The sequence below is a fragment of the Pollutimonas sp. M17 genome (assembly GCF_025836975.1).
Classification (GTDB): domain Bacteria; phylum Pseudomonadota; class Gammaproteobacteria; order Burkholderiales; family Burkholderiaceae_B.
Genome location: NZ_CP107548.1, coordinates 1,545,589 through 1,563,582, shown reverse-complemented (window position 1 = coordinate 1,563,582; position 17,994 = coordinate 1,545,589). Strand labels below are relative to the sequence as shown.

Genomic DNA, 17,994 nt, shown 5'->3' with positions numbered 1-17,994 from the left:
GCCTTATAGGCTTTGTTCTATGAAGCGGCAGGCCGCGCGCAGTTTCTTGGCCTTGTCCTCGATGTCGACTTCGATGCGATACAAGGGGCCGGCGATGGAGATGGCATAGGCGTTGCCCGACACCCTTACCGGCCAGGCGATAGCGCCGACGTCCTCCATGGTTTCCCCAAGGTTGGCAAACCATCCTCGGTCCAGGGAAGCCTGGATGTCGGCCTCGACCGCGTCGGGCGTGACCAGTGTGCGCTCGTTATATTTCTGCAAGGGGCCACCGGACAGCAGCTTGAGCCTTTCCTCGGCATCCATGGTCGACAGCAAGGCCCTGCCCAGCGAATTGGCATGGACGTCGCGCTGGGAGCCGGCCACCCCCACATAACTGATGGGATGCGGCGAAGCCAGGACCTCCAGGTACACCACGCGGTTGTTCAGGTCCAGCTTGCCCAGCACCACCGTTTCCGAGGTGGTGTCCCGCAATTCTTCAAGGCTGGGCAGCACCCGCTCCAGTATCGGATCGGCCCGCGAAATGCGCTGGGCCATGGCCAGAAGGCGTCCGGTGGGGTAATAGCCCTGCCTGCGCCCCGCCTCATAGAGATAACCCAGGCTCGTCAAGGTGCGCAGCAAAGCCAGGCAGCTGGAGACCGGCGCGTCCAGATGGCGCGCGATCTCGGACAGGGCCAGCGGCTTGGCCTCGCGCGCGAAGATCTCGATGATTTCGATGACTCGCAGTGCCGTCTTGACGTTGGAGTCCGGATTTCTGGAGGCCATGATTTCTTAGCGGTCGACCATTGCGCAAAGTCAAGCGGGCGGCCTATAGGCCGCCCCGCCGTCCTTACTTGTCGCTCTTGTCTTTCAATTGCGGCAGGGCCGAGCCACCGGCGGGCGCCAGCAGGCCGGTCTGGACATAAGTGAACAGCTTTTCACGCGTATCGACGATGTCCAGGTTGCGCATGGTGAGCTGTCCGATGCGGTCGCGCGGCGAGAAGGTGGATTCGCCCTTTTCCATGGTCAGGCGCTCGGGCTTGTAGGTCAGATTGGCCGAGCGGGTGTCCAGGATGGAATAATCGTTGCCGCGGCGCAGCTCGATGGCGACTTCGCCGGTGATCGCGCGCGCGACCCAGCGCTGGGCCGTTTCGCGCAGCATGATGGATTGCGGGTCGAACCAGCGCCCCTGGTACAGCAGGCGGCCCAGCTTCAGGCCGTTCATGCGGTATTGCTCGATGGTGTCTTCGTTGTGGATGCCGGTCACCAGGCGCTCGTAGGCGATATGCAGCAAGGCCAGTCCCGGCGCCTCGTAGATGCCGCGGCTTTTGGCTTCGATGATGCGGTTCTCGATCTGGTCGCTCATGCCCAGGCCGTGGCGGCCGCCGATGCGGTTGGCTTCCAGCAGCAGCTCGACGCTATCGCTGAATTCCACGCCGTTCAGCGCCACGGGCCGGCCTTCCTCGAAGCGGACCGTGACCTCTTCGCTCTTGACCTGGACATCGTCGCGCCAGAAAGCCACGCCCATGATGGGCTGGACGATCTTGATGCCGGAATTCAGGTGCTCCAGATCCTTGGCCTCGTGGGTGGCGCCCAGCATGTTGGAGTCGGTGGAATAGGCTTTCTCGGCCGACATCTTGTAGTCGAAACCGGCCTGGCGCATGTATTCGGACATCTCGGAGCGCCCGCCCAACTCGTCGATGAAGACCTGATCCAGCCAGGGCTTGTAGATTTTCAGCTCGGGATTGGTCAACAGGCCATAGCGATAGAAGCGCTCGATATCGTTGCCCTTGAAAGTGCTGCCGTCGCCCCAGATATTGACGTCGTCTTCCTTCATGGCGGCGACCAGCATGGTGCCCGTCACGGCTCGCCCTATGGGCGTGGTATTGAAGTAGGTGACGCCCGCGGTCGAGATATGGAAGGCGCCGCATTGCAAGGCGGCAATCCCCTCCGCGACCAGCTGCTGGCGGCAATCGATGAGGCGCGCTTCCTTGGCGCCGTATTCCTTGGCGCGGCGCGGGATCACATCGTAGTCGGATTCATCGGGCTGGCCCAGATTCGCCGTGTAGGCGTAGGGAATCGCGCCCTTGTTGCGCATCCAGAGCAAGGCGGCGCTGGTATCCAGCCCGCCGGAAAAAGCGATACCGACCTTATGGCCGGTTGGGACGTTTTCTAGAATGGTTGTCATGGGTGGTCTAAGGCCTTGGAAATGAATTCGACTAACCCGGCATTATATCCCTGACGCCAACCGCAGCCCGGCTTTTGCCCCGGGCGCAACGTCTTGGCAATTCCCTATTTGAACGGCTTGCATATAAAAAATGCACGCCGCTTCCCACTTCGGCCTTCGGTTTTGTTAAAATAATTCGTGTTGGGGGAGTAGCTCAGCTGGGAGAGCGCTGCGTTCGCAATGCAGAGGTCGGGAGTTCGATCCTCCTCTTCTCCACCATCAGAAATATCCCGACCGGGTTCCGGTTGGGATTTTTTTTTAGCCTTGCGCGACGCTACCAGAAGCCGCCATGGAACCAATCAGGCCGCCGTCCATCACGGGCGCCGCTCAGGTCCTGGAAGCCGTGCAAAAGCCCCTGTACCTCCCGCAGCCTGCAGGCGACCTGATAGCGCGTCAGTCCAATATCATCCAGCAGATAATCCTCCAATTCCAGCACATGCAGGCACTGGCGGCGTTCCCAGCGGCACCTATGCAAATAGGCCAAGCATTGCGCCATCCGGCGCAGCATACGCCCCATCTTGTTCTCCAGGATAAGTATTTCCAAGGCCATGGCCGTGACCACATAAAAAGGACTGTTCATGATGACCGGCCTCATGCTGGCCATGCTTGAGCCGGGTACGGCGAAGCCAGCAGCATGGTGGGCCGTTGGGCAATGAGGGCCCCCATGGGCTCGCAGAGATATCTTGGCAGGTATCCCTTCTGTATTGAATATTCAGAAATTCATGTTTTTTTAAATACAGTATGGTGAATTGGGCTTAATATCCCGTGATTTCCCGTAATCTGTATCTTTTATCCATACAGATTAGTCAGTACAGTGGTCAAAATCATGAAGCCGCCACGCGCGGCAAGGACAGCTGAACATGAGCCGCTACCTGGAACTGGCTGAAATCCTCGGCAGCCGGATAGAGCAAGGCCTGTACGCAGCCGGCACCCGTCTGCCCTCCGTGCGAACGCTCAGCCTGGAACACGGTGTCAGCCTGACCACGGTGCAGCAAGCCTATCGATGGCTGGAAACCTCGAGCCTGGTCGAGGCTCGCCCGCGGTCGGGCTGGTATGTGCCGCAAAGCCGGCGCCTTCCCGAACTTCCCAAGATGGGCAAGCCATCCTTGCGGCCCATGGATATTTCGGAGTGGGGGCAGGTCCAGGATCTGCTGGAACTGGAGCGCGACGGGCAAACCATACAATTGGGCCGGGGCATGCCCGATGTGGAAAGCCCCAGCCTGAAGCCGCTGCTGGCGGCGTTGGCCCGGGAAGGCCGCCATGCCGGTATTGCCAGTCTTCACTACAACGACATGCAGGGCGTCCCCGCCTTGCGCGAACAGCTATGCCGCTTGGCAGTGGACGCGGGCTGCCGGTTCACTCCCGACGAACTGATCGTAACCACGGGATGCCAGGAAGCCCTGTCCTGCGCAATCAGGGCCTTGTGCGCGCCGGGTGAAATCATGGCCATCGCTTCGCCCAGCTACCACGGCATGATGCAGATACTCAAGGAAGCCGGGGTACAGGTGGTGGAAATCCCCTCGGATCCCATTCTGGGCATCAGTCTCGAGGCGCTGGAACTCGCACTTGAACGCTGGCCGGTCAAGGCCATCCAGGTCATCCCCAACGCCAACAATCCACTAGGCTACACCATGCCCGAAAGCCGCAAGCTGGGCCTGATCCGGCTCGCGCAGCGGTTCGACGTGCCCATCATAGAAGACGACATCTACGGCGACCTGTCATACGGATGGCCGCGGCCGCGCACGCTCAAGGCTCTGGACGAGGATGGCCGGGTACTGTTGTGCAGCTCGTTTTCCAAGACCTTGGCGCCCGGCCTGCGGGTGGGCTGGATCGCACCCGGCCGCTACTTCGACAAAGTGCTGCGCATGAAATACACCAGTTCGGGTCCAACGGCGCCGCTGCCGCAGATCGCCATCGCCGAATTCCTGCGCAAAGGACACTATGCGCCGCATCTGCGCAGGATGCGTCGGCAATACCAGCGCCATCGCGACATCATGACGGACTGGGTCCGGCGCCACTTCCCCGAGGAAACCCGGATCAGCCAGCCACAGGGCGGATTCACCTTGTGGATAGAGCTGCCCGAAACCATCGATACGCACAAGCTAGATCCCATGCTGAAAGAACACGGCATCGTCATCGCGCATGGAAACATTTTCTCGGCGGCGGGAAAGTATCGGAATTGCATGCGTCTAAGCCATGCCATAGCGCTGACCCCGCGCATCGAGTGGGCCATCCAGTGCATGGGTTCCGCCTTGCGAGAACTGCTTGCCATGGAAGGCTTTGACAAGACAAGCGCCAAGCCCGCGATAAGATACGCCTAGCCGATCCACCCGCTACGCTCGCGGCCGGTATGATTGCGCGATCACTACAAGAATAGAGACAGGATCTTGATCCACCCATGAAAAAACTAGATATCGCCGCGCTGGAAGCCTTCATCGCCGCCGTCGAAGAAAAAAGCCTTTCAAAAGCCAGCCTGCGCGAGAACCTGGTTACGTCGGCCATCAGCCGGCGTATCGCCGAGCTGGAAAGCTACCTGGGCAAGACATTGCTGCAGCGCCATGGCCGGGGCGTGGAACCGACGCCAGTGGGTACCGTGCTGTACCAGAACGCCAAGTCCATCGTGCGCAACATCAAGCTGACGGAAGAAGCCGTCAACGACTACGACAGCCACGGAAGCGCCAAGATACGGCTGATGTCCAACCCCTCGTCCATACTGCAATTCCTGCCCAACGACATTGCCCGCTTTCTGAAGCAGCACAAGAACACCAGCATCGATCTGGTGGAAAGCCATAGCTACGACACGCCCCGCTGCGTGGCCGAACATCTGGCCGACATCGGCGTCTATCATGCGGAGCAGCCGGCGACCGGCGTCATATCCCATTTGTACCGGACCGATCGCGTGGGGCTGGTCGTGCCCAGCAACCATGCACTTGCGGCGCGCGCTGAACTCTACCTGGAAGAAGCCCTGGAGTACGATTTGCTGGGTTATTTTCCCAGGCATTCGCTGGACCAGTTCCTGATGCATGTGGGTTCGGCGCTGTCCAGGCCGCCGAACGTCAAGCTGCAGGTCTCCAACTTCGAGACGCGCTGCCAGATGATACGGGAAGGCCTGGGGATAGGGGTCGTTCCGGAACGGATCGCGCAGAACTACCTGCAGCAAATGAACCTGAAGCTGCTGCGCCTGAAGGACGATTGGGCGCAGCGCCAGTTCTTTCTGTGTACCAACGACAAGACAAGCAGGAATCCCGCCGCCACCGCCCTGGTCCAGTGCATGCTGCAAAAACCAACGTAGCCAATTCAAGAAAGAAGCTTTCTCGTTTTTTCAAACAACGCCGCGAGCAACTCCAATACAGTAAGGCCATTGTTTCCTTTCGCAAGGCGCAGGTGGCACGATGCTATTAGAGACCCTAGCCGGTTATGGCGCAAAAGACACGGTGGGCGAACTGCCCGACCAAGTTCTCCATCATGCAAAACGAGCATTCCTGGATTGGCTGGCCGCCCTGTATCCCGGGACCCGCGTGTCGCCCGGCATCGAGCTGGTTCGCGCCCACAAAGAGGAACTGGGCCTGGGCCGCGCAAGCCTGCCTGGCTACCAGACCACCACCCTGCCCGCCACCGCCGCCTGGATAAACGGCAGCGTTTCCCACGCCGTCGAATTCGACGATATCTATCGGGACGCGGTCTATCATCCTGGATGCCCGGTCATTTCAGCCGCGCTGGCCGCGGCGGAATCCACAGGCGCATCGGGCAAGGCGCTGCTGCACGCCATTGTCGTGGGCTACGAGATATCCACGCGCATCGGCGCCGCCATACAGCCGGCCCATTACAAATACTTCCACACCACCGGAACGGTGGGCTGCATGGGCGCCGCGGCGGCCGTGGCCGCCATCCACGCACCGGGCGACGCCGCCGTCATGCGGCACGCCATCGCCACGGCGACGACCTTCGCTTCGGGCTTGCAGCAAGCCTTCCGCTCCGACGCCATGACCAAGGCGCTGCATGCCGGCCACGCCGCGGCGGTGGGCGTTCGATCCGGCATGGCGGCGGCCAGCGGCGTTACCGGGGTCCCCGACATTCTTGAAGGCGAGGTGGGCTTTGGCGCCGCCCTGGCCGACAAGCCCGACTGGCGCATCGCGGTCGAGGGTCTGGGCAAGGACTACAACATTACCCGCATCACCCAGAAGAATCACGCCTGCTGCGGACACACCTTCGCGGCCATCGATGCCGCCATCGAACTGCGAAACAAGCATGCCATCCGCCCCGAGCAAATCAAGGAGATCCGGGTTGCAAGCTATCAGACCGCGCTGGACGTGACAGGAAACTTTCATCCCAAGACCGTTTTCGAGTGCAAGTTCAGCCTGCCGTATGTGGTCTCGCACGCCCTGCGCCATGGCTCGGTCCGGCTCAATGCCTTTGATGCCGAACGGCTGGGCGACAAATCCATACGCCAGCTCATGAAAAAGCTTGCCTTGACGTCCGACGCGGCGCTTACCGCCCGTTTTCCGGGACAGCGGGCGGCCCGGCTTGCCCTGCTCCTGGACAACGGCAACTCCCTGGAACATTTTTCACCGTATAGAAAAGGCGACCCCGAAGCGCCACTGAGCGATGCCGAACTGATCGATAAATTCAATGAACTGACTATTCCAGTCATTGGCGGCGTACGCGCCGAGCAGCTTCAACGGCAAGTCTGGAATCTGGATGCCTTGGCCGTCCAGGATCTGGCCCTGAATTCGTAAGCACACCCACGCGCCGTCAACCTTCTACCAAGCTTAGATCCATGTCAACGCTAGCCAAGCCCCCTGCCAGCACCGCCACGTTTGCGGATGCCCTGCTGACCCCGCGATCGATTGCGCTTATAGGCGCATCCAGCGATCAAAAAAAGAACACATCCAGGCCCTTGCGCTTCATGCGGCAGCATGGATACACAGGATCCATCTACCCCATCAATCCGGCCGCCACGGAAATCCTGGGAGTAAAGGCTTATCCCTCCGTGGCCCAGGTTCCGCACGCGATCGACCATGCCTTCATCATGATTCCCGGCAAGCACGTGATCGGGGCGTTGAAGGAATGCGCCGAGAAAGGGATTCGGGTCGCCACGATATACTCCGACGGCTTTGCCGAGGCTGGCGCCGAAGGCCAGGCCCGCCAGGAGCAACTGGTCGCCGAGGCCAAGAAGCTGGGCATCCGTATTCTGGGCCCGAACAGCATCGGCACGGCCAACGCGCATACCGGCGGCGTCCTGTCCGTGAATGCGGTATTCGAAATGGAGTCACTGATCCAGGGCAGCATCAGCCTGGTATCGCAAAGCGGGTCCATGATGGGTTCGCTGCTGTCGCGGGCGGCCGCGCGCGGATTCGGCTTCGCCAAGTCCGTATCGGTCGGCAATGAAAGCGATATTTCCGTGGGCGAAGTCGTGGACGCGCTGGTCGACGACCCGCAAACCCATGTCATCCTGCTTTTCCTTGAAACGCTGCGTGACACAGGCACGCTGACCGCCGCGCTGCGGCGGGCGCGCCAGGCGGGCAAGCCGGTCATCGCCTACAAGCTGGGGCGATCCGAACAAGGCGATGCCCTGGCCCAATCGCATACCGGCGCCATTGCCGGAAACAACGCCGCTGTCGATGCCTACTTCGATGCCATGGGCGTCATGCGCATCGAGATGCTTGAAACCCTGTTCGAAGCGGCGCCCCTGGCCAGCCGCTATGCGGCGGCGCGCCCTGGAAGCCGCTCCATGCAAGCCGCCCGGGTCGCTGTCATTACGACCACAGGCGGCGGCGCCGCTTCCGTCGTCGATAGCCTTGGGCTTAGAAATATCGAAGCGGCCACGCCCCCGCTGGAATTCCTGCGGCACATGGCCGCCCGAGGATTGAACATCCGGCAGACTCCGGTCATCGACCTGACCCTGGCGGCCACCAGCGAACAATACAAAGACCTGCTCGAACAACTGTTGCTTTCGGACTGGTGCGATGCCGTGCTTAGCGTGGTCGGCTCCTCGGCCCAGTTTCATCCGCAGTTGGCGGTCAAGCCCTTGATTGAATCGGCCAAGCCGGATGCCAAGCCGCTGGCGGTATTCCTGGCGCCGGAGGCGAACGAGTCATTGAAGCTGCTGCAGCAGCATGGCATTGCGGCATTCCGCACGCCGGAGGCCTGTGCCGATGCGCTCGCCGCTTTCTTCAAGCCCGTCATCGAACAGACCGACCTGCCCAGCGGCAGTGCCGACCTGCCCGCCGATTGCCCCGGGTCGGGCAACTTCACGGAAGTGGAATCGATACGCGCCTTTGCCGCCTTGGGTATACAAAGCGCGGCAAGCCAGCTGTTGCAGCCAGCGCACCTGCAGCATGCCATTTCCTATCCGCTGGTGCTCAAAGTCGTGTCGCGCGACATTCTGCACAAGACCGATGTGGGCGGCGTCAAGGTCAACATCAAGACCGATGCCGAACTGAAAAAAGCCGTGCCCGAGCTTCTGCAATCCGTTCAAGGCCACAGGCCGCAGGCGAAGATCGACGGTGTTCTGGTGCAGAAGATGGAAGGCCATTTGATCGAACTCATGCTGGGTTATCGGCATGATCCTCTGGTCGGTCCCACCGTACTGCTGAGCACGGGTGGCATCGCGGCCGAACTGATGCCGGACTATGCCATCCGCCTTGCCCCCGTCGGCTTGAGCGAGGCGCACGCCATGATCAAGGAAGTCCAGCACTGCAAGCTCATAAACGGATACCGCGGACTGCCCAAAGGGGACGTCGATGGGCTGGCCCAGGCCATCGTCAATATCTCGCGACTTGCCTGCGTGCCCGGGCAACCGGTCACCGAAGCGGAAATCAACCCCCTGTTCGTGCAAGCCGAACGAGTCATCGCCGTCGACGGCGTCATTCGATTGAAAGACTGACGCCAGGCATCAACACTTGAAGATCATAAACAACACAAGGAGACCCAAATGAAGTCCTTCGCTTTCAATCCCGCAAAACCGATACGGTCGGCACTGGCCATCGGCCTGTTCTCACTGGCCGCCTGCGTCGGCCAGAGTGCCGCTGCGGCCGACGACTGGCCCACCCAGCCCGTCAAGGTCATCGTGGCTTTTACAGCCGGCGGCACCACCGACATCCTGGCCCGCGAGATCAGCCACGGCCTGACCAAGAAATGGGGCCAAAGCGTCGTCGTGGAAAACCGCCCCGGCGCGGGCGGCAACATCGGAACCCGCGACGCCATCAACTCCAAGCCGGACGGCTACACCATACTGATCAATTCCATCGGGCCGATAGCGATCAACCCGTCGCTGTACAGCAAGCTGGGCCACAACCCGCAAACCGACCTGATCCCCCTGACGCTCGTGGCCGACGTGCCCAATGTCCTGGTCGTATCGCCCTCGCTCAATATCAAGTCGGTGCAAGAGCTGATCGCCGCCATCAAGAAAGAGCCCGAAAAATATAACTGCGCATCGACGGGGGTAGGCACCGCCGCGCACCTGTCCTGCGAACTTCTGTCCCGCAGCACCGGCCTGCCCATTACGCATGTGCCCTACAAGGGCGCGGGCGCATTGACCGACGTCATCGCGGGCCGGGTGCAATTCATGTTTGCCACGCTGCCGTCCGTCAAGGGCCACATCAAGTCCGGCGCCCTGCTGCCGCTGGCCGTTTCGACCGCCAGCCGCTCGCCCGCCCTGCCCGACATCCCGTCCATGAAGGAAGCGGGCTATCCCGACTTCGCGCTGGGCGCATGGTTCGGCTTCTTTGCCCCCAAAGGCACGCCCGACGCCATCGTCAATAAAATCAGCCGCGATATCGATAGCCTGATCCATGAACCGGGCGTGAAAGCCAAGCTGATGAACGAAGGCGCGGAACCGATAGGCGGAACCCCGGCGGAGTTCAAAGCCTTTACAGACAAAGAAACAGAGAAATGGGGCAAGCTGGTCAAGTCGATGAACATCTCGCTGGACTAAGGCATTTTCGGTTCAGGTGCTGTGGGCTACGGGACAAGCTCTGTGCAAGGTATTCTCTGACGCGGGACGGGTGGCGGGAGCCGGCCTTGCTCCTCGTGCCCGGTTCGGCGCCCTGCGCGCCGAACGCCGCTACGCCTGGCTTCCTACGCCCCTTCGGGCTGCGTTCGCCGACGGCTTGCTCGGCCCCGAAAGTCGCCGCGGCAGGCCCCCGCCACCCGTCCCGCTGCAGTGTTTTACGTTAGAGGCGCCGCCGGGGCGGTTTAGGTGCTTGGCCTTTTTGTGTGGCGCTCTGTGCTGCTGGAATGACTCTTGCGCCGTCCCGGCCTCGCGCGCCTACCGCGCGGACCGGAACCTTCCGATCTCAGCAAATGATTCATCTCCAACAGTGTCTATAGCTCTGACGGAGTTCATCATTAACTATGCTGCCAAGGCGCAGCCGGTGGGCCGGGGCTGGGCGAGGTTTGAGCAAGCCGCCGCAGCCGTTTTGCGCCGGGGGCGTAAGAGGGTGCGTATGTTTGAGCCAGCCATCAGCCCACAGGCGGCTGATGGCTGGCGAGTTCGCACCCGACCCCCGGCGCAAAGCGGCTGCAAGGGGACCCCGAAGGGGCGCAGCGATCCGAGCACGGCCCCGGCCCACCGGCTGCGCCGGTTGTATAAGCTAACCCCCACAGATCATAGCCACACGCCTACAAGCCATATAGCGGTAAACACCTGAACCGGAAATGCGCCAAGGCGCTGCCCGCCGGCTCGGCGAACCTAATACAACATCGGTCGCCAAGCATAAAGGCAAACGGCCTTGCGGTAAGCAAGGCCGTCTGTTTTTGAAAGTGATGACTGGTCCCGCCTTGATAGGCTTTGATCAGGCAGCCTTGGGCGGATACTGCGAGAACGAACGCCCGAACACGCCTTCCGCAATGCGATTCTTCAGTATCTCGATCGAGCCGCCCGCGATCATCCAGCCCCGGATGCGGCGCACACAGTATTCCACCAGCACTTCCTGGCTGAAACCCATGCCGCCCATCACCTGCAAGGCCTCGTTGGCCACGAACCAGCCGGCCTGGTTGCATGCCAGCTTGGCCATGGCCGTGCTTTGCGCCGAGGGCAATCCATGCTCGCCTTCCAGCGCGGCGCGGTACAGCATCAACTGGGCGGATTCCAATTGCATCCACATGTCGGCGAATTTCCATTGAATGCCCTGGAACTCGCAAAGCTCTTTATTGAACTGCTTTCTGGTGGAGGCATGTTCGCGAGCCAGATTGAAAGCGTAGCGTCCCAACGCGAGCGAGCGGGATGCATTGCCCAGGCGCTCGACGTTGAACCCGGATATCTGTTTCTTGAACCCACCCGGCCCCAACAAGAGATTGCTGGCGGGAATACGCGCATCCTCGAAATACAGCTGGCACCACTGTTCGCCGTTCATGAAGCCGGCGGGTTCGCCTATGGTGAAGCCCGGCGTCCCCCGCTCGATCAGCACAGACCCTATTCCCTCCAATCCCGGCCCGAACCGCACATAGATCAGGAACAGATCCGCCTCGGGGCTATTGGTGGAAAATATCTTGCTGCCGTTGATCAGGTAATCGCCGCCGTCCTGGCGGGCGCTGGTCTTGAGCTGGGTGACGGCGGAACCGGCATCAGGCTCGGTCATGCCCAGGGCGATCAGCTTTCTTCCGCCAAGAAGATCGGGAAGGAAGCGCTCCTTCTGTTCTTCGCTGGCATACTCCACAAAGGTGCGTATGGGGCCGAAATTGCCCGCCTGGACAATGTCGGCACTTTTGGGGCAAGACAAGGCCACTTGCTGTATGGCAAGGACGGCATGCATCAAGGTCCCGCCCTGGCCGCCGTCTTTTTCGGAGAAGGCAATGCCCAGCAAGCCATTGTCGGCGATCAATCTGGCGGCATCCCAGGGATGCTCCGTGGAATGCGCGCGGGCTAGCGCCCCCGGCGCCAATTCTTGCCGTGCAAAACGGCTTACCGAATCGGCAAAGGCGCTGTGCTCTTCATTCAGTTGAAAATCCATGACTATCCCTGGTTCTTGATGAATGGATCGATAGTAAAGAAAGACCGCGGGGATGAATACTTCCTTATTGGTTCAGTGATATGATTAAAAATCATATCTTTCCAGCTTGCTCTCCTTGAAGGCGCCGCCCACGATGCTGCCGCAACTGCCTCCTATGAATCCCCTGCGCGTGTTCGAGACCGTGGCCCGCCACAAGAACCTGAGCGCGGCGGCCAGGGAACTGCACGTCACCCAGTCGGCGGTCAGCCGGCAGATCGCGACGCTGGAAAAGTACATCGGTACGGCGCTGATCAAGCGAGAAAGCCGAGGCATAAGCCTGACCCCGACCGGGCAGCGCTATGCGAAAGACGTGGTCCCGGCATTCAAGACCTTGTCCGAGGCGACGGGCAAAGCCATGAAACAAGGCACCCAAAGCGCGCTGCGCGTGCGCACCTACACCACGTTCACGGCGAAGTGGCTGATTCCCCATCTGGTGCAGTTCAGGAATCTGCACCCCGACATCGAGATCCTTGTCAGCAACGCCGTTCCCGACGTCGATTTTGACCGGGATGCCGTCGATGTGGCGATTCAATATGGCGATGGGCAGTGGCCTGGAACCGAGGTCGACCTATTGTTCAATGACGAACTGGAACCGGTATGCTCGCCCGGATACCTGGCCGGGGTAGCGGGCGCGCGGGACGATCCGAGTTTGCTCCTGAAAGGTCCGCTGCTGGTTTCCCACTACCGCCGAAACGACTGGGACGACTGGCTTGAATTCCAGAATCTGAAGAACAAGGCCGACAAGGCGAAACGCATGAGCTTCAGTACCTCGGTCCTGACCTGGCAGGCCGCCATGGATGGCCTGGGCCTGGCCATAGGACAGATCCCCTTGCTGAAAACGGAGCTGGACACCGGCCTGCTGCTGCGCCCGTTCGCCAGCCCCCAGCACGGGACCAAAGGACATTACCTGGTTCGCCCCGCGCTGCAGCGCTATTCCCGCAAGGTCAGTCTGTTCCGGAACTGGATTCTGGAAGCGATAGCCTAGGCCCCGGTTTAGTTTTCTCGCGGAAACTCGCGCGGCGGATGGCCGTCGTAGGCCGGCAGGTACTGGCGCGGAATGGGTCCCTTGTTTCGCCCACCCTGCTCGGCCTGTTCCCAGGCATGGGCCAGGATGCCGACGGAGCGCGACAGGCAGAACAAGCCGCGCGCCAGGGCCGGCGGAAAATCCAGCTCGGCGTAGATGACCGCCGTGGCGCCATCGATGTTCATCGGTATGGTCTTGTTCTTGCGCGCCTGCAATTCTTTTTCCACGGCCCTGGCGATCGCGGCGTAGCGGCCCGTCACCACCCCGTCCGCAACCGCCTGGTCGACCAGTTCCAGCAGCCGGACCGCGCGCGGATCGATGGGATGAAAACGGTGCCCGAAACCGGAAACATACTTTCCATGATCCGCTATGAAAGCATCGAGCCCCTGGCTCACCGCCGCCTGTTCTTCGACGCCCGCATCGATGGCGGCGGCAATGTCCTTGTACAGTCCGACCGCCTGCTCGCCCGCTCCGCCGTGCACATCGCCCAAGACATTCACCGCCGAACCCATAGCATTGTTCAAGCTTACGCCGCAGGTCATGGCCATGCGCGAGATGGCGATGCTGGGCGCCTGCGGCCCATGATCGACCGCCGACATGAGCGCGGCTTCCAGTAACGCCCCCTGGCCCCGCGCCGGCAGTTCGCCGCGCAGCATCAGCCAGATCATCTCGGCAAAGCCGATGTTGCCGATCAGATCCTGGACGGCGTAGCCATGGTAGCGAATGCTGCCCGGCTTGATGTCCGAAATGCGGGTACGCCACCAGTTGCTGCTTGCGAACCCATCATCCATGCTTGTATCGCTCATACCGCTCCCTCTTTTTTCATGGCGGCGATTTCATCGCCCGTATAGCCCAACTGGCACAGCAGTTCATCGGTATCCTGGCCCAGCAGCGGCGGCGGTTCATCCACCGACGGCGCATGCCCATCCACTTTGAAACCGCTGCGCACAACCTGTACATCCCGGTCCACCCCAGGCGCCCGGGTGAACCGTCCTATCATTCCGCGATCCCGAATCTGCGGATGCGCCAGTATCTCGGGAACCGTATAGACCGGGCCCGAGGGTATGCCTTGTTCCGTCAGCAGCGGCCACCAATCGGCGGCAGGACGAGCCGACAAAGCCTCCTCCAACTGCGCCTTCAAGGCCGCGCGATTCTGCAAGCGCGCCTGCCGTCGCGAAAAACGGCTGTCGACGATCAGTTCAGGCCGGCCCACGGCTTTGCACAAGGCTTCGAACTGTTCCTGCTTGTTCGCCGCGATATTGAGCAAGCCCTCGGCCGTCGCGAAGGTACCCGAAGGGCTGGCCGTAAAATTTTCATTGCCCATGGGAGCCGGGACATGGGCCGCGTTAAGGTAGTTCGATACCACCCACCCCATCGTCGCAATGACCGATTCCAGCATGGAGACATCGATGAAACGCGCTTCCTGTCGGGACGTATCGGCCAGTTCGGCGGCCACGGCAAATGCCGCCGTCATGCCGCCTATGGTGTCTCCTATGGGATAGCCGACACGATAAGGCGCGGTATCCGGATCTCCCGTGATGCTCATGACGCCCGACATTCCCTGGATGATCTGATCGTAGGCCGGCAGGCCTTTAAGCGGGCCTTCCTGGCCGAAACCGGAGATCGCGCAATAGACCAGTCTGGGCTGATGCCGGCACAGCGTTTCGAAACCCAATCCCAGTCTTTCCATGACGCCCGGCCTGAAATTCTCGACCACCACGTCGGCGGTTTCCACAAGCCGCAGAAACAGCGCCTTGCCCTTGGCGCTTTTCAGATTGACCGTGATGGACCGCTTGCCGGCGTTCTGGGCCAGGAAGGACAGGCCCATGAGCCGGCCGTTCAGCTCGGCGTCGGCGCCAAGCTGGCGGGCCAGGTCCCCGGAGCCGGGCGTCTCGACCTTGATGACCTCGGCCCCCATCAATGCCAGCTGATGGCAGCAAAAAGGGCCGGCCAGCACATTCGTCAGGTCGAGCACGCGGATATGCTTGAGTGGTCCCGGCATGGCGCTGCTTACTTGATCTGGATGTTGGCGTCGCGGATGATCTTGGACCATTTGGCCGAATCGCCGGAGATCACATCGGCAAACTCCTGCACCGAGCCGCCCAGCACCACATTGCCTTCATCCATGATGTTGTTGCGCAGCTTGTCGGTCCCGAGCACCTTGTTCACCGCCTTGTTGACGGCCTCTACCATCTCCTTGGGCGTGCCCGCGGGCATGATCAGCCCCGTCTTGGAAGCCGCTTCGAAGCCGGCCAGTGTATCGGCCAGCGGCGGCACCTTGGGCAATTGGGGAATAGATTTCAGCGTGGTGATGGCCAGGGCGCGGATCCTGGGATTGTCCTGCTGCGACATCACCGTCGGCGCGGACGCGAAGAAGGCATCCACCTGGCCTCCCAGCAGATCGTTCATGGCCGGCGCCGCGCCTTTGTAGGGCACATGCAGGACCTCGATGCCGGCTTCGTGCGCAAAGAAGCGGCCGGTAATGTCGCCCACGGTGCCGGTGCCCGCATTGCCTATGGTCAGCTTGCCGGGATTCGCCTTGGCATAAGCCACCAGCTCCTTCACGCTTTTATACGGTTTGTCGGCGCCCACGATCAGCACCATGGGCTGGGCGGCCACCGACACGACGGGCGCAAAGTCCTTGGCGACATCGTAGGAAATATTGCTGTACAGATAGGGGTTGATGGACAGATTGGAGGTCTGCCCAAGCGCGATGTTGTAGCCATTGGGCGCGGAGCGGGACAACACGCCCAGGCCGACCGTGCCGCCCGCTCCCGGGCGGTTCTCCACAACGACATTCCACTTGAATTCTTCGGTAAGCGCGTTGGCGACAAAGCGCGCCATGGTGTCGGTGCCGCCGCCGGGCGGGAAAGGCACCAGCAGTTTCAGGGGTTGCGACGGATAGGCATCGGCCGCATGGGAAACGGGCACGGCGGCAAGCATGCCCAACATCACCGTGGCGGTGGCCGCAAATTTATGAAGCTTGATCATTATGTCTCCTTGGATTCCATGTTCTTGACGACATGGCGATGGTTAAAACGGGAAGTGACAACACAGGGCCCGCGGACCCTAGACAGGCAGGCCCTTGGCCCGCAGTACTGCATTGAACCGTTCCGGATCCGACGTGCCCTGCTCGTTGGACAGGCGGATCGCCTGCTCCCGCTGAAGATGGGCATGTACGCGAGGCAGCAGCGCCGGCGCGTCGGCGGCGGGCACGCAGATGACGCCATCCGCATCCCCCATGACCAGGTCGCCGGGCTGGACCACCAGGCCGGCGCAGGCGATCGCGCAATTGATGCGGCCCGGTCCTTCCTTGCTGGGACCTCGGTGGGTGTGTCCCTTGGCGAAGACGGGCACCTTCCCGTCCGCCCATTCCACCAGGTCGCGTATGGCCCCATCGATGACGAAACCGCCGATTTTCCGGGTCATCGCCGTGGTGCGCATCAGGCCGCCGATCAACGCCTGCGTCAGGTCGCCTCCGCCGTCGATCACGATGATGTCGCCCGGCTGCGCCATCATGAACGCCTTGTGTATCATCAGGTTGTCGCCGGGCCGGACCTGCACGGTCAGTGCCGGGCCGCACAGGCCCAGATGCAGGTTCCGATGATAGGCCTGCAAGCCCACGGCGCCCAGCGACCGGCCCATGCAATCGCCCGCCACCGCAACCGGAATGTCGCGGAAGGCGTCGATCAGCGCGGGGGTCAATGTGCGGGGCATTTCATTGATGCTGTAGCCGGGCGGCCAGCTTCCATCAGCGGACATCGGTTTCTCCCTGAGTTCCGTTTTTCAAATCGTCAAGATTGACGACCCTGTCTTCGGGCAGGGCCTTGTGCCGCAAATAGTCGAGCACATTTCGCGCCGCAGCCGTGGCCATGGCCGCCAGTGCCGCATCGGTCGAACCGCCCACGTGAGGCGTCAGTACGACATTGCTCATGCGGCGCAGCGGGCTGTCGAGTCCAAGAGGCTCGTCCACGGTGGTATCCAGGCCGGCCGCGCCAAGCCGACCGCTTTCCAGGGCCTCGACCAGCGCGGCTTCATCCACCACCTCGCCACGCGCCGTATTGATCACAATGGCTCCCGCCGGCAATTTGGCCAGTTCGGGCACGCCGATCAGCGCGCGCGTGGCCGGAGTGAGCGGGATATGCAGGCTCAGGACATTGGATCGGCGCAACAGCGTGTCCAGATCGTCGACCCGTTCGACACCATCCTGCTGCGCATCGGCGCCCGCATAGGGATCGTAAACAGACACCCTCATGCCCAAAGCCTGGCAGAATTTTGCAACCAGCCGTCCAATCTGCCCGAAGCCCACCAGACCCAAGGTCTTGCCCTTGAGCTCCACACCATTCTGCAGGCGCGTCCAGCGCTCCGCCCGAATCTCGCCATCCATGTGCGCAATGCCGCGCGCCGCGGCAAGCATCAGCCCCAACGTCAGCTCGGCCACCGACTGGGCGTTCGCGCCGGGCGTAACGAAAACCGGAATGCCGCGCGCAGAACAGGCCGCCACATCGATATTGCTGACGCCGACGCCATGTTTGGACACCACTTTCAGACCGGGACAGGCCGCGATGGCGTGTTCTGAAAGCGCCACGGTACGGGAAATGACGGCATCGATTTTCTCTCTTGCCATGATCGCTTCGACTTCTGTGGCGTCGCCCGCCCCTTCCAGGAAGAGGCTGCGGCAACCCTCCCGATCCAGCATGGCCTGGCCTTCTGCTCCAAGCCTGCGTGCGGTAATAAATACGGTGTATGTCATGGCGTGATTCAACAGTATTCCA

At 61.5% G+C, this 17,994-nt stretch carries 15 protein-coding genes and 1 tRNA gene; 7 read left to right on the top strand and 9 right to left on the bottom strand.

The window, feature by feature from the left end:
• Positions 1 to 3: 3 nt before the first annotated feature.
• Together OEG81_RS07530 and argG are read right to left on the bottom strand one after the other, a co-directional pair.
• Positions 4 to 762 carry an IclR family transcriptional regulator gene (locus OEG81_RS07530; protein ID WP_264132097.1) on the bottom strand — a complete coding sequence of 253 codons (759 nt, stop codon included), beginning with the start codon at positions 760 to 762 and terminating at the stop codon, positions 4 to 6.
• Between the two features lie 64 nt (positions 763 to 826).
• Complete coding sequence (gene argG / locus OEG81_RS07525) at positions 827 to 2,164, bottom strand: argininosuccinate synthase (RefSeq protein WP_264132096.1); 1,338 nt, start codon at positions 2,162 to 2,164, stop codon at positions 827 to 829.
• A 182-nt stretch (positions 2,165 to 2,346) separates the two neighbouring features.
• On the opposite strand from argG, the gene OEG81_RS07520 reads away from it, so the two are divergent.
• Positions 2,347 to 2,422: transfer RNA gene (locus OEG81_RS07520), tRNA-Ala, on the top strand.
• 55 nt (positions 2,423 to 2,477) lie between these two features.
• On the opposite strand, the gene OEG81_RS07515 is transcribed toward OEG81_RS07520, so the two are convergent.
• Positions 2,478 to 2,798, bottom strand: a complete 321-nt coding sequence (locus OEG81_RS07515; RefSeq protein WP_264132095.1) for a DUF1127 domain-containing protein — start codon at positions 2,796 to 2,798, stop codon at positions 2,478 to 2,480.
• A 265-nt stretch (positions 2,799 to 3,063) separates the two neighbouring features.
• On the opposite strand from OEG81_RS07515, the gene OEG81_RS07510 reads away from it, so the two are divergent.
• From OEG81_RS07510 to OEG81_RS07490, 5 genes are all read left to right on the top strand, one after another.
• Positions 3,064 to 4,524 carry a PLP-dependent aminotransferase family protein gene (locus tag OEG81_RS07510; protein WP_264132094.1) on the top strand — a complete coding sequence of 487 codons (1,461 nt, stop codon included), beginning with the start codon at positions 3,064 to 3,066 and terminating at the stop codon, positions 4,522 to 4,524.
• 77 nt (positions 4,525 to 4,601) lie between these two features.
• The gene (locus OEG81_RS07505) at positions 4,602 to 5,495 is read left to right on the top strand and encodes a LysR family transcriptional regulator (RefSeq protein ID WP_264132093.1); all 894 of its coding nucleotides are present in this window, start codon (positions 4,602 to 4,604) and stop codon (positions 5,493 to 5,495) included.
• A 100-nt stretch (positions 5,496 to 5,595) separates the two neighbouring features.
• Positions 5,596 to 6,939 carry an MmgE/PrpD family protein gene (locus OEG81_RS07500; protein ID WP_264132092.1) on the top strand — a complete coding sequence of 448 codons (1,344 nt, stop codon included), beginning with the start codon at positions 5,596 to 5,598 and terminating at the stop codon, positions 6,937 to 6,939.
• Between the two features lie 41 nt (positions 6,940 to 6,980).
• Positions 6,981 to 9,089 (top strand): acetate--CoA ligase family protein, encoded by a 2,109-nt coding sequence (locus OEG81_RS07495; protein WP_264132091.1) that lies wholly within the window; start codon positions 6,981 to 6,983, stop codon positions 9,087 to 9,089.
• Positions 9,090 to 9,137: 48 nt separating this feature from the next.
• Positions 9,138 to 10,139: a Bug family tripartite tricarboxylate transporter substrate binding protein gene (locus OEG81_RS07490; protein WP_264132090.1), complete on the top strand. Its 1,002-nt coding sequence runs from the start codon at positions 9,138 to 9,140 to the stop codon at positions 10,137 to 10,139.
• An 859-nt stretch (positions 10,140 to 10,998) separates the two neighbouring features.
• Here OEG81_RS07490 and OEG81_RS07485 read toward each other — a convergent pair.
• Positions 10,999 to 12,156, bottom strand: a complete 1,158-nt coding sequence (locus OEG81_RS07485) for an acyl-CoA dehydrogenase family protein (RefSeq protein WP_264132089.1) — start codon at positions 12,154 to 12,156, stop codon at positions 10,999 to 11,001.
• A 154-nt stretch (positions 12,157 to 12,310) separates the two neighbouring features.
• Between OEG81_RS07485 and OEG81_RS07480 the strand changes: the two genes are divergently transcribed.
• Positions 12,311 to 13,180 (top strand): LysR substrate-binding domain-containing protein, encoded by an 870-nt coding sequence (locus OEG81_RS07480; protein ID WP_264132088.1) that lies wholly within the window; start codon positions 12,311 to 12,313, stop codon positions 13,178 to 13,180.
• Between the two features lie 8 nt (positions 13,181 to 13,188).
• Here OEG81_RS07480 and OEG81_RS07475 read toward each other — a convergent pair whose 3' ends face one another.
• From OEG81_RS07475 to OEG81_RS07455, 5 genes are all read right to left on the bottom strand, one after another.
• Entirely contained in the window at positions 13,189 to 14,025 is an 837-nt protein-coding gene (locus OEG81_RS07475; RefSeq protein ID WP_264132087.1) for a citryl-CoA lyase, read from the bottom strand.
• Positions 14,022 to 15,221: a CaiB/BaiF CoA transferase family protein gene (locus tag OEG81_RS07470; protein ID WP_264132086.1), complete on the bottom strand. Its 1,200-nt coding sequence runs from the start codon at positions 15,219 to 15,221 to the stop codon at positions 14,022 to 14,024. The genes OEG81_RS07475 and OEG81_RS07470 overlap by 4 nt, the downstream gene beginning before the upstream one ends.
• Positions 15,222 to 15,229: 8 nt before the next feature.
• Positions 15,230 to 16,210 (bottom strand): Bug family tripartite tricarboxylate transporter substrate binding protein, encoded by a 981-nt coding sequence (locus OEG81_RS07465; RefSeq protein ID WP_264132085.1) that lies wholly within the window; start codon positions 16,208 to 16,210, stop codon positions 15,230 to 15,232.
• A gap of 78 nt (positions 16,211 to 16,288) precedes the next feature.
• Positions 16,289 to 16,981, bottom strand: a complete 693-nt coding sequence (locus tag OEG81_RS07460; protein WP_264132084.1) for an RraA family protein — start codon at positions 16,979 to 16,981, stop codon at positions 16,289 to 16,291.
• Positions 16,971 to 17,972 (bottom strand): hydroxyacid dehydrogenase, encoded by a 1,002-nt coding sequence (locus OEG81_RS07455; protein WP_264132083.1) that lies wholly within the window; start codon positions 17,970 to 17,972, stop codon positions 16,971 to 16,973. Before OEG81_RS07455 ends, OEG81_RS07460 begins: the two co-directional genes overlap by 11 nt.
• Between the last annotated feature and the right edge of the window lie 22 nt (positions 17,973 to 17,994).